At 53.1% G+C, this 12,820-nt stretch carries 9 protein-coding genes; 2 read left to right on the top strand and 7 right to left on the bottom strand.

Annotated elements, in window-relative coordinates; all coding sequences use genetic code 11:
• Positions 1-22: 22 nt before the first annotated feature.
• The 4 genes from yjfF to ytfQ form a co-directional block, all read right to left on the bottom strand.
• Positions 23-1,018 (bottom strand): galactofuranose ABC transporter, permease protein YjfF, encoded by a 996-nt coding sequence (gene yjfF / locus FEK50_RS03505; RefSeq protein ID WP_000596015.1) that lies wholly within the window; start codon positions 1,016-1,018, stop codon positions 23-25.
• Positions 1,005-2,027: a galactofuranose ABC transporter, ATP-binding protein YtfT gene (gene ytfT, locus FEK50_RS03500; RefSeq protein ID WP_130206106.1), complete on the bottom strand. Its 1,023-nt coding sequence runs from the start codon at positions 2,025-2,027 to the stop codon at positions 1,005-1,007. The genes yjfF and ytfT overlap by 14 nt, the downstream gene beginning before the upstream one ends.
• A gap of 13 nt (positions 2,028-2,040) precedes the next feature.
• Positions 2,041-3,543, bottom strand: coding sequence for a galactofuranose ABC transporter, ATP-binding protein YtfR (gene ytfR, locus FEK50_RS03495; protein WP_131161325.1), 1,503 nt, complete (start codon positions 3,541-3,543; stop codon positions 2,041-2,043).
• A gap of 146 nt (positions 3,544-3,689) precedes the next feature.
• Complete coding sequence (ytfQ, locus tag FEK50_RS03490; protein WP_064525873.1) at positions 3,690-4,646, bottom strand: galactofuranose ABC transporter substrate-binding protein YtfQ; 957 nt, start codon at positions 4,644-4,646, stop codon at positions 3,690-3,692.
• Between the two features lie 308 nt (positions 4,647-4,954).
• On the opposite strand from ytfQ, the gene ppa reads away from it, so the two are divergent.
• The gene (gene ppa / locus FEK50_RS03485; RefSeq protein WP_000055075.1) at positions 4,955-5,485 is read left to right on the top strand and encodes an inorganic diphosphatase; all 531 of its coding nucleotides are present in this window, start codon (positions 4,955-4,957) and stop codon (positions 5,483-5,485) included.
• Between the two features lie 568 nt (positions 5,486-6,053).
• Here the strand turns inward: ppa and FEK50_RS03480 are convergent.
• From FEK50_RS03480 to tamA, 3 genes are read right to left on the bottom strand one after another with little or no spacing between them, the layout of a single operon-like run.
• Positions 6,054-6,398, bottom strand: a complete 345-nt coding sequence (locus FEK50_RS03480) for a gamma-glutamylcyclotransferase (RefSeq protein ID WP_130206055.1) — start codon at positions 6,396-6,398, stop codon at positions 6,054-6,056.
• Between the two features lie 2 nt (positions 6,399-6,400).
• Positions 6,401-10,180 carry an autotransporter assembly complex protein TamB gene (tamB, locus tag FEK50_RS03475; RefSeq protein ID WP_131161326.1) on the bottom strand — a complete coding sequence of 1,260 codons (3,780 nt, stop codon included), beginning with the start codon at positions 10,178-10,180 and terminating at the stop codon, positions 6,401-6,403.
• A complete protein-coding gene (gene tamA, locus FEK50_RS03470) occupies positions 10,177-11,910 on the bottom strand; it encodes an autotransporter assembly complex protein TamA (protein ID WP_131161327.1) in 1,734 nt (577 codons plus the stop codon). The genes tamB and tamA overlap by 4 nt, the downstream gene beginning before the upstream one ends.
• 205 nt (positions 11,911-12,115) lie before the next feature.
• Between tamA and msrA the strand changes: the two genes are divergently transcribed.
• Positions 12,116-12,754 carry a peptide-methionine (S)-S-oxide reductase MsrA gene (msrA, locus tag FEK50_RS03465; protein ID WP_131161328.1) on the top strand — a complete coding sequence of 213 codons (639 nt, stop codon included), beginning with the start codon at positions 12,116-12,118 and terminating at the stop codon, positions 12,752-12,754.
• Positions 12,755-12,820: the final 66 nt, after the last annotated feature.

The raw sequence follows: 12,820 nt of genomic DNA, 5'->3' as shown, positions 1-12,820 counted from the left end.
CTCTCCACACGGAGAGGCGTTTTTATCGCTGCGCAATGTTGACTCTTGTCACTGGCGAACTCTGACGATTCTCCCACAACACCGTTAACCCACGCTGTAAGGCAATAAAAATGAATAACAAAATGCCGATGGCGATTTTCGTCCACCATGAGCTCAGCGTGCCGTCAAAGTTTATGTAAGTCTGGATCAGTCCCTGAATCGCCACACCAAAAAGCGTCCCTAATACCGTTCCAACGCCACCGCTCAAAAGTGTACCGCCAATCACCACCGACGCGATAGCGTCCAGTTCCACACCTACACCCGCCAGGGCGTATCCGGCCTGGGTATAAATCGAGAAGACAATTCCTGCCAGTGTCGCCAGTCCGGTAGAGAGCATATAAATGCGAATAGTGGTGCTGCGAGTGGAAATCCCCATCAGGTTCGCCGACGTTGCGTTGCCGCCAATGGCGTATACCTGATTACCAAAACGCGTACGATGCGCGAGGAATATGCCGATAACCACCACCGCCAGCATCAGCAGCCCCATCGCGCTTAAGCGACCACCGCCGGGGATTTTCCACGCAAGGCTTGAAAGCGTGTCATAAATTGGATGGTTTATCGGGATCGACTCTTCCGAAACGAGATAGCTGACGCCGCGCAAAAAGAACATTCCCGCAAGGGTAATGATGAACGCCGGGATCTTCAGGGCGTCGATCAGAAGCCCCATAAATGCGCCGAAGGCACAGCCCATCACCAGCACCAGTGGAAACGCCAGCAGCGGCGAGAGGCCGAAATCGCCAATCACTTTTGCCAGAAACACGCCGGTAAAGGCGATCACCGAACCGACGGAGAGATCGATTCCGCCGGAGAGGATCACAAAGGTCATGCCGACGGCGATGATGCCAAGAAAGGCATTATCGGTCAGGATATTGCAAATCACGCGCGTGGAAGCAAAGCCGGGAAACTGCGTCAGGCAGTAGAGATAGCCCAGCACAAAGACGCCGATGGTGATCATAAGCGGCAGGTTACGTTTTATCACGGCTACGCACTCCTTTAATCAGACTGATAAAGCGTTGCGACTGGACAATCAGCACGCAAAGCACCACCACCGCTTTCACCACCTGGTTCATCTCTGGCGGAAAGCCCGAAAGCAAAATTCCGGTATTCATCCCCTGAATAATCAGCGCCCCCACCACCGAAAGCAGCAGGTTAAAGCGCCCGCCCATCAGCGATCCGCCGCCAATTACCACCGCGAGAATGGCGTCCAGCTCCAGCCATAACCCAGCGTTATTGGCATCGGCACCGCGAATATCCGCCGCCACGATAATGCCCGCGATTGCCGCACACAGCCCGCTCAATACGTAGGTGAGCATGACGATGATTCGTGTGTTGACTCCGGCATTTTTTGCCGCCCGAATGTTGATGCCAACGGCTTCAATAAACATCCCCAGCGCCGTTTTGCGGGTCAACAGCCAGAAGAAGAGGAGCGTCAGCACAGCGATAATGACTGGCGTTGGCAGGAACAATAGCGATCCGCTGCCGAACCATGAGAGATCCGGCGAGTTGAACGTGACGATCTGCCCGGAGGTGATCAGTTGAGCCACACCGCGCCCGGCAACCATCAGGATCAGGGTGGCAACAAACGGCTGAATTTTGAGGATCGCCACCAGTATGCCGTTCCACAATCCAGCCAGAATGCCGGTACCCAGGGCGCTTAACAAAACAATTGGCAGGCTGAACCCCGCGACCGTCATCGCAGCCGTTGTGGCTCCGGCGATGGCCATCACCGCCCCTACGGAGAGATCAATCCCCCCCGTAGCGATCACCAGCGTCATGCCAATCGCCAGTAACGCAACCGGGGCGGCGCGATTAAGAATGTCGATAGGACTACCGAACAAACGCCCATCCTGAAGCACCACCTGCCAGAAATGCGGGGCCACCAGGCTATCGACCACCAGCACCAACAATAGCGCCACCAATTGCGGCATCCCCGTCGGCCAGCGAAAGCGCTTTTTCGACGACGCGGTGTCAGGGAGAGATTGAGGCATCACACTGTTCTCCTTACGCCGCAATGGCGTTCATGATCGCCGGAACGGAAAGCTCTGCCAGCGGGATCTCCGCCACCTGTTTGCGATCGCGCATGATAATCACCCGATCGGCATAGCCCACCAGTTCTTCCAGTTCGGAGGAGATCACCAGCAGCGCCAGACCGTCAGCACACAACGTTTCAATCAGGCGAATGATCTCGGCATGGGCGCCAACGTCAATGCCACGCGTTGGCTCATCGAGGATCAGAAATTGCGGACGAGTCAGCAGCCAGCGTGAGAGCAACACTTTTTGCTGATTGCCGCCGGAGAGAAATTCAATCGGTTGTTCGCTGGAAGGAGTACGAATGCCCAGCTGACGGATAAAGCGTTCGGCAATCTCTTGCTGTTCTTTACGGGAAATCGGCCGTAGCCAGCCGCGCTGGGCCTGGAGAGCGAGGATGATATTTTCCCGCACCGAGGCGGCGGCGATGATGCCATCGGTTTTCCTGTCTTCCGGGCAAAAGCCGATGCCCAGTACCGAAGCCTGATGTGGCGATCGCAGGGTTTGCTGTTTGCCTTTGATCAGCGCCGTGCCGCTATCGGCTGGTTTGATGCCGAAGATCACTTCAGCGGTTTCGGTACGTCCTGATCCCAGCAAGCCTGCCAGACCGACGATCTCGCCGGGGCGTACTTCCAGATCAAACGGCGCGATCGTTCCTTTCTTGCCGTAATCTTTAAACGCTGCAACAGGATTGTCACTAAGCAATGTTCTTCCGGCACGCTGTAGCGCATGAGTATCCAGCTCACGCCCCAGCATCATTTTCACCAGTTCGATCTGCGGTAGCTCGCGGGTTTCCCGACAACCAACAAAGCTGCCGTTGCGTAAGACGGTGATCCGATCACTGACCTGATAGATCTGATCGAGAAAGTGAGTGACAAAGATCAGGCTGACGCCGCGATCGCGCAACTGGCGCATCAGGCCAAATAATAACTCCACTTCCTGAGTGTCGAGGCTGGCGGTGGGTTCATCGAGGATTAGCACTTTGGCGGAGAGATCAATGGCCCGACAAATGGCGACAATTTGCTGCATCGCAACTGAAAAGCGGTTGAGCGGTTCCCGCACGTCGAGGGAGAAACCGTAAGATGCCATCAGTTCGGTGGCGCGCTTTTCCATCTCTTTACGTCGTAGCAGGCCGAAACGCTTAGGTTCGCGGCCTATGAATAGATTATCAGCGACCGACATATTGGGTAGCAAGTTAACTTCCTGATAGACAGTGCCGATGCCGAGCTGCTGTGCGTGGGCGGTGTTTTTCGGTGAAATAACCTGACCTTCCAGCCAGATGGTGCCGCGATCGGCATGGTAAACGCCGGTAAGTGCTTTGATTAACGTTGATTTACCAGCTCCGTTTTCACCGAGTAGCGCCATGATTTCACCACGGCGCAGGCTGAAATCAACGTTATCTAACGCTTTGACGCCAGGGAAAAATTTGCTTAATCCTTCGGTGCGGAGGATTTCCTGGTGTTGGTCGGTCGTCATGGTTTCCCCCGAAGTAAAGCGTGCTCCCGCCAGGCATGATAAGACGCGCCAGCGTCGCATCAGGCACCAGCGCACAACTGCCGGATGCGGCGTAAACGCCTTATCCGGCCTACGAGTCGGTATCAGGCATTAATGCCTGATACGTCTCAATACCCCATGTTTTTCTTCTTCTCTAACTCTTCTTTTGCGGTATCAGGCAGGTAAAGGGTGGACTTGGTCAGCGTCAGCTTTTCAGGCATGGTGCCGTCTTTTTTATATTTCTCCAGCGCGTCAAAGGCGGGTCCCGCCATGTTTGGCGTCAGTTCAACGCTGGCGTTCGCTTCGCCATCAATCATCGCTTTGTAGATGTCCGGCACGCCGTCGATAGAGCCTGTCAGGATATCTTTGCCCGGTTTCAGGCCCGCTTCTTTAATTGCCTGAATTGCGCCAATCACCATGTCGTCGTTATGGGCGTAAACCATGCAGATGTTTTTGCCGTTGTTTTCCGCTTTGATAAAGCTCTCCATGACTTCTTTGCCTTTACTACGGGTGAAGTCACCGGACTGCGAGCGGATGATTTTGATATTTGGCGCATTCTTAATGGCTTCGGCAAAGCCTTTCTTACGGTCAATGGCGACGCTGGCCCCAACGGTGCCCTGTAACTCAACCACGTTACACGGTTTGCCATTGACCTCTTTAACCAGCCAGTCACCAATCAGCTTGCCTTCGAGGATGTTGTCGGCGGTGACGGTGGTCATATAGAGAGATTTGTCTTTCACGTCGATGGAACGGTCAAGCAAAAAGACCGGAATTTCGGCTTCCTTTGCTTCTTTCAAAACAGGTTCCCAACCCGTTGCAACCACCGGGGCGATAAAGATGGCATCTACCCCCTGCGCGACAAAGGAACGCACTGCTTTAATCTGGTTTTCCTGCTTTTGCTGACCATCGGCAATTTTCAGTGTGATACCGCGTTTTTCGGCCTCACTTTTCGCCACATTAGTTTCTGCTGCGCGCCAGCCGGATTCGGATCCAACCTGCGAAAATCCTACGGTTAACGGAGCGGCCAACGCCATAGACGACATGGCTGCCGAGACTGCAGAGACTACAAGTAAGCGTTTCCACATAGGGTTGTCCTCGTCGGGGTGATTATTATTGGTGAAAAGATGTTCGCGAAAAAACTATAGACAATTAGTTCTGTAACAGATTGCGTTACATCACACTTCAAAAAAGTAAATACATCGTTAATCACAAGTTTGTAATCGCTTTCATATCACTATGAAAAATGCGGCTACGGTTATGGATTTTCCAGCTCTGCGAACCGTCTTAAAACTGGCGAAAAAGGAAAATGAGGGCGAAAACAAGCGAAGACATTCGGCGCGAGTTGGCTATAATACTCGGCACTTGTTTGCCACATATTCTAAAGGAAACAGACATGAGCTTACTCAACGTCCCTGCGGGTAAAGATCTGCCGGAAGACATCTACGTTGTTATCGAAATCCCGGCTAACGCTGATCCGATCAAATACGAAATCGACAAAGAGAGCGGCGCACTGTTCGTTGACCGCTTCATGTCCACCGCGATGTTCTACCCGTGCAACTACGGCTATATCAACCACACTCTGTCTCTGGACGGTGACCCGGTTGACGTTCTGGTCCCGACTCCGTACCCGCTGCAGCCGGGTTCTGTGATCCGTTGCCGTCCGGTTGGCGTTCTGAAAATGACCGACGAAGCTGGTGAAGATGCGAAACTGGTTGCGGTTCCGCACAGCAAACTGAGCAAAGAATACGATCACATCAAAGACGTTAACGATCTGCCGGAGCTGCTGAAAGCTCAGATCGCTCACTTCTTCGAGCACTACAAAGACCTCGAAAAAGGCAAGTGGGTGAAAGTTGAAGGTTGGGAAAACGCTGAAGCCGCTAAAGCTGAAATCGTTGCTTCCTTCGAGCGCGCAAAGAATAAATAAGCTCTTAGATACTCTAAATAATTCAACTTGCAGGACAAAACGCCAGCGGCGTTTTGAACAACGCTTGCGTTGGCCCTGAAAGGGCGAGGCCTAAGGCCGAGTAACGCGACAAGTGTGTGAATCCCCTGGAGCTTACAGAAGTAAGTGACTGGGGTGAATGAACGCAGTCGCAGCACATGCAACTTGAAGTATGACGAGTATAGCGCAATAACCCTGAACGCCGGACTTCGGTTAGTAAGGGTTTTTTTATGCCCGCAATTTATAAACTATCTACTCCACTATTATTATTTTCAGCAGTTGAAAGGCTCGAACGGTAAGAACAAGCTAAACTCGACCACCATTTTGCTGTTCATAGCCGCTTGCTGGAAGTTAGCCGACCTCACTCATACTCACCGTTCAAAGCGTGCCCCCGTTTTACCCCTGCACATTTGTGAACGCCAGCAGAGTTTTTTATGCGATTGCAGATATGGAAAGCGGCTCGGAGAGAAAAGCAAAAGATGTGAAAGTTACAAAAAAATCGCGAGATACATCGCAAAAAACAACGCCACCCGAAGGTGGCGTGTTTATATTATGACTGATCCCTGTCTAACCAGTCGCCGCTTTCAATCAGCGTTAATCCATCGACGGGTCGTTGATAAACGTACATCCATGCACTCCCGTACGGCGTCTGAATCAACTGGCGCGCGTATTCACCGCCCCTGGTGCGCAAGGCATCAAGTTCGGCCAGCGTGGCGTTGTCAATACGATAAACTTCACCATGTACCGTTCCGTTTCCCGGAACTGCGCCTGGATAGTGGCCCAGGCTATACAACTGGTAGTTATCGATACTGAAATCGCCCAGCAACTGGGCATTTGTCATCCAGTGGCTGTTGCCTTGTTTGTGACGTAAACTGCCGTAGACAAATATTCGCATAGCTAAAACTCGAACTGATAGAGCAAATCCAGTGCCTGATCTACACCAGACACGGCTTCCAGATATAGCTTCGGCATCAGGCGATAACGTAACGTGAGTGTTGCTATAGAGTCAAATATCCCCACGCCGTATTTCACTTGTAAGCCTGGTAATACATAGCCGCTGACCACCACCTGGGAAGAATCACCTACCCCCTCGGTGTCGAGCGCTAAATTACTTACACCAAATGTCTCGCCGATTTTACCCACAATCTGACCACTTTGCGCAACCCCCAGGCCAATCAGCATCGAAGTCATCGCCGCGCTGTCGCTCTGATCGCTCTCCAGCCCTTGTCCACGCAATAAGTAAGACAATGCAGCCTGTTGTGACATCGCCGGGTCAGAGAAGATCTCCGCTTTCGGCTCATCCGCCAGCCCGGTGACACGAACACCAGCGATTACGTCATCTTCTGTAGCATCCGGGTTACGAATGGCTTCGATATTGAGATACGGTTGATCCGGTGGGCCAGAGAACAGCAGCTCGCCTTTGCGCACAATCAGATCCTGGCCATATGCATGGAAGCGCCCTTCAGGGATGTTAATTTGCCCGTTCAGGCCCAGACCTTGTTTGTCCTGTACGACGTTGAGATCGCCCGTCAGCCGCGCCTTCAGGCCAAAGGCATCAATGCGCACGTTATTGCCGACGTGGACAATCAGGTTGCTGTTGATCGGAATTGACGCGGTTTTCGTCTCCTCCGGTTGCAGGTTATCGTTGAGCATCACCACATCGCTTGAGACACCCACCGCACTTTCCGGCAGATCGTGCACCACAATGCGCGCCCACGGTACATCCACGCGACCATCAAGGGTAAACAGGCTTGGTGTCGCTTCGAATACGATGTCAGGCGACACATCCATCCGCACCATCGGTGGTACGGTGATCCGTACCTTACTGCCTTTCGCCGTTACCCGCGCCCGCCAGTTTTCAATCTGGCTCCAGTCAGCATCACCGTTCAGGTAGATGTCACCCTGCTGAGTCCTCACGGTCCCCGCAAGCGTCGAGCGCATACCGTTAAAATTGACCGCAAGCTGGCTCGGCTGCATATCAAATGGCATAAAGTTGCCGTCGATATCCACGCCTGTGACCTGTAGCTGACCAAACAGCTGCGGGCTTTGCACATCACCGCCCAGACGTAGGCTGGCGCTCACCATCCCCGCGGCTTTTTCACCACGCGTAAAGATGGGGTTCACCATTGCGAGGTTAAAATTGCGGATGTTGACGTTGCCGCCAAGATTCCGACGGCCTTGCGGATCGGTCACCTGCACCTGACCATCAAACTGGCCGTTATTGCTCAGACGGATGGTCCAGCCCAGCTCAGCGCGATTATTCCGCAGCTCTGCCGATAGGTTCAGCGTCTGAAACGCCACCGGTAGCTCCGCATCGTTGACGGTTTGCGTCACCTGCACGTTACGCCCCGAAAGAGTGATACTACCCTGTGGCAGCCCCTCTTTGGTGGTGTCCCAGGCAACGTCCGCTTTACCCGTGAAGATACCGCTTGCCTGAGTAGTTTCCGGCATAAACGGTTTCAGCATTGCCAGGTCGAAGCGGTTGAGATTCACAACCGCACGCCCTTCAGCCCCGGCATCAATGGTTTGCGGCACGCACAGTTCCGCATTCGGGTTAAGCCAGCAGTGTGGCCCAATGCTGATTTTTTGCTCCTGATTGCGATAGTCCAGCGCGATATCACGCGTCAGCGACCACGGTCCGACCGGCGTCTGGAAGCGCGTATTGCTAAGTGTTCCCTTCCAGCGTTCTTCTTTGCGATCAAAGCTACCTGCCAGATTAAGCTGCCCGGAAACCGGCTCGCCCTGAATCCTCAGTTGTAACTCGTGCTGCTTTTCGCTGCCTTTCGCATTCAGAGTAACAAGGTTGATATTCACATCTGGCTGCGAGATTTGCTCAACGCGCACGTCGAGTTTACCCGCAATCTGATCGGTGGATTTGATGTCGCCTTCCACGCGAACCTGCGACACAGAAAGTTCCTGCCAGCGCAAGCCGCGCGCGGTGATATCCGCCAGCAACTGCGGCGCTTCCACCGTACCACGAACTTTCACCAGCCCTTTCGCTGTACCGCCAAGACCTGGCAGCGCGTTATCCAGCCCCGGCGCATTGATGGTGGCGTCAAGATTGAGATCTTTTACCCCCAGCTCGCCTTTCACTTCGGCACTGTTTGGCCCCAGTTCCAGATGCAGACCTGGGATCATCCACTGCATATAACTGTTGCCTTTCAGCGTTCCCTCAACGTTCACTTTGTTATGTTTGACGTTGCCGGTCAGCTTCAACTCCGGCACGTCCATCTGCCAGGTGCCGCCGTACAGGCTACCGCGCGTTTTGATCAAACCATTGAGTTTCGATGGCCAGTCCGGGAACTCTTTCGCCGTATTAATGCCGTTGAACGTCAATTCGCCGCGCCAACTAATGGCCTGCTGCCAGTCGAGCAGCGCCTTCAGCTCGGTTTTTCCTTCCAGCGCCGCAACGGTGAGTTTATCGAGATTGACCTGCTGTTCATTCCCTTTCGCATCAAGGGTAATGGTCGCTGGCGGGATCTCCTGCCCTTTCACCGCCGTACGCATAGACAGCGTGTAATCGGTCATTTTGCCGGTGAGTTTCAGTTTCAGGTCATCCGCCTGATATTGCTTCTCACCAGTGAACGGCCAGTAAAGTTGTTTGCTGTTCACTTCCACGTTGAGCGGTAATCCAGCTTCCGCCAGCCGCGTCTGGGCGCGCAAATCCATATCCACCGGGCCGGAAAGGTTAACGCCTATCTCCAGCTGTTCGCGCAGCGCGCCGCCCACTTTTAGCTTCACCTTTTCACCTTTCAACGGCTCCACATTCAAAGTGCTGTTGAGGGTGATATCTACTGGCCAGTTGTTGGACAATTGTGCCGTACCGCTGGCATTGACAATCCCCTGGTTAGAGTCAATATCCAGCGCATCCAGTTTGGTATTGCCGTCGATGCTGCTCACTTTCAGCAGCATGGTGCTCACGGTGATATCCGTGTCGCCTGTCACGCGCAGTTGCTCGCCTTTAAACTCTTCAATGTTCAGGTTAAGCGGCAAATGCACGTCGGTCATTTCCGGCAATACCGGGCGAGAAAAGAGATCTTTCAGCGTTTCGCCGAGCGGCTTTTCCTCCGGCTGCGGATTTTCAATTTTCGGTTCGACCACTTCTTCCTGCGCCACGTCCGCCACTTTCGGCAAAGCAATCAACAGGCCTTTCAGCGACGTCGGTTTCAGGGTCAGGGTTTTCTCCTGCCAGTTCAGGCCGGAGGTGAAGTCCATCACCGACACCGTAGTGTCATCAATCTTGATGTTGACGTTATCCAGCGCCACGCGTGTCAGTGTGATGGGATACGGCGTGGAGAGATCCAGCGGTCCACTATCTTCCTCTTCTTCAACCTGCTCAGAAGGAGGCATTTTTTTGCTGTCGATGTTGACCTGAATATCTTTCAGCGCCAGATCGTTAACACAAACGCTGCTGTTCCACAGACAATCCAGCCCAACGGCCAGGTGCAGATTGCCCGCTTTTACCGCCACGCCTGGCTGCTCATAACGAACGTCAGACAGGGTAAGGTCGCGCCAGCCGCCAGTGACCTTGCCGATGTCCAGCCCAGGCACCCAGCGGTCCGCCGCTTTAAATACCAGATGCAGGCCGCTGGTGGTGCCAACCAGAAATGCCACCGAGCCCAGCAGTAGTAAGATGACGATAACCGCGCCGAGGCTGATTTTTTTCCATAAACTCATAATTCTGGCCCCAGACCGATGTAAAACTGTAACCCGTGCTCGTCTTTATCCGCGACCGGTACGGCGAAATCGAGCTTGATTGGCCCGACCGGCGATTCCCAGCGCACGCCGACCCCGGTGCCGGTTTTGAAGTCGCTGCGGCGGATATCACTCACCGCTTCACCGCTATCGACAAACACCGCGCCCCACCATTTTCCGGTCACGTTGTACTGGTACTCCAGTGATCCGGTAATTAGCTTTGATGCCCCTTTCAGGTCACCATTGTCATATTTCGGCGCAATAGATTTGTATTTATAGCCGCGAATACTGCGGTCGCCCCCGGCGAAGAAACGCAGATCCGGCGGTACTTTGTCGAAGTCACCGGTTTCAATCCAGCCCAACGTGCCGCGCGTAACAAAGCGATGGCGATCGTACAGTGTGCGGATCCAGACGTTCTGTGCCTGGAAAACGGAGAAATCGACATCCGATCCCCAGGCTGTGTTGGAATAGTCGATAGAGTAGCGTTGCGAGTCGCCCCAGGTCGGCATCAGGCCGCCGCGTGATCGCGTCCGGCTAATCATCACCCCTGGATAAAACAGCATTGTGGTGTTAGTAATTTCACCCTGAGTAAAGTGGTCGAGACTCCAGCGTAGGTTAATGGCGCGCTGCCAGCCGCTGGAAAGATCCCAGTAGCGGGAAGCGACCAGGGTAGTGGAATCGGATTCGGTGTCATTCAGGTCAGTACGCTTAAAACCGCCCTGCACCAAATAATATTGTTCCAACGGATTCTTCAGCAACGGCATTTTATAGCTGAAGTCGAGGGTCTGTTCCGGCGCGGAAATACTGGTACTGGTAGTCAGACTGTGACCGTATGAGTTCATCCACGGCTTTTTCCACGTCGCTTTCACGCGCGGTCCCACGTCCGTAGAGTAACCGCCCCCGGTTTCGATGGTGTTTTCTGTTCGCGGCGAAACCACGCCTGTCAATGGTAATACTTTCGTTTCGCGCGCTTTATCAAATTGCGGTGCCACTACCACCGAATTAAACCAGCCAGTCGCGGAAAGGCGACGGTTCAGTTCCGCCAGATCTTTTGACTCGTATTCATCGCCTTCTTTGAACGGTACCAGGTTTTGCAGGTACTCGTCGCGAATTTGCGAACCTTCAAAAGTGACATGCCCAAAGCGGTAACGTTCGCCACTGTTGTAATCAATATCCCAGTACGCTTTATGCAGGCCAAGCGCTATGCCTAACTGAGCTTTGGTAAATTCGCTATCGAAATAGCCTTTACGCAGCGCAATACTGGTTAAGGACTTTTTGAAATTTTCATAATCGCCCTGGTTTAGCACCGTACCTATAGCCGGGCGAGTATCCAGCAACTTCAAATAGTCTTTATCGGTTCGCGCACCGCCGCGCAAGACTACATCGGTGCCGCCAATCAACACGGGTACACCCGGTGTAACTTTAGCAACCAGCACCTGCCGTCCTTTCTGTGGCGGTGGCTGGAGATCAAATTCAATTGTTGGCTGGTAATAGCCCAGTGCTTTTAGACCTTCCCGAATGGCATCATCAACACGTGCGCGAAAGCGCCGGTCTGGCGTCACTTCATCACTTTGAATCGTAGAAAGCTGTGCACGAACGTTTTTTTCCAGCTGTCCCGATAACCCTTCCACCTGTAGACGGACATTCGCGGCGATGGCAGAACCACTAAAGCAGAGTAAGCTTACACAGCATAACTGTCGGATATAGCGCACATTTTCTCCTGAATATCCTTTATTCCTGCCCCTGGAACTCCGTTAAACGGCTTAACAATAATCCAGCAATATGGATTAAAAAGCAGACTAAACCCAAAATATTACTTATGTTTTACTTTAGACCCATTCACGGGGGTTATTGTGTGCAAATACGTCCCTTGTTACAACCTAAACCCCTATGACCGACTTTCGGGAGAACGACACCATGAGTTTATTTGATAAAAAGCATCTGGTTTCCCCCACCGATGCCCTTCCTGGACGGAATACCCCGATGCCCGTAGCTACGCTGCATGCGGTCAACGGTCACTCAATGACAAATGTGCCTGACGGAATGGAGATCGCCATTTTTGCGATGGGCTGTTTCTGGGGCGTTGAACGCCTTTTCTGGCAACTTCCCGGTGTTTACAGCACTGCCGCAGGCTACACTGGCGGTTACACGCCAAACCCGACTTATCGGGAAGTGTGTTCCGGTGAGACCGGCCACGCCGAAGCGGTGCGAGTGGTTTATGATCCGTCGGTAATCAGCTATGAACAACTGTTGCAGGTTTTCTGGGAAAACCACGATCCTGCACAAGGGATGCGTCAAGGTAATGATCACGGCACGCAGTACCGTTCCGCGATTTACCCGCTGACACCAGAACAGGATGCCGCCGCCCGCGCCAGTCTGGAACGTTTTCAGGCCGCAATGCTCACCGCCGATGACAATCGCCAGATAACCACCGAGATTGCTAACGCCACACCGTTCTATTATGCCGAAGATGACCACCAACAGTATCTACATAAAAACCCTTATGGCTATTGCGGAATTGGTGGAATAGGCGTTTGTCTGCCGCCTGAAGTGTAGTATTAAAAGGTGGCCCCAAAGTGAAATGAGACAAAAATTTAACCCTCTGGCGACTTTACAGTACCT

Origin of the sequence: Escherichia sp. E2586 (genome assembly GCF_005781105.1) — a bacterium.
Classification (GTDB): Bacteria; Pseudomonadota; Gammaproteobacteria; order Enterobacterales; family Enterobacteriaceae; genus Escherichia.
The sequence above is the reverse complement of the archived record's forward strand: the minus strand, read 5'-3'. Positions and strand labels throughout refer to the sequence as shown.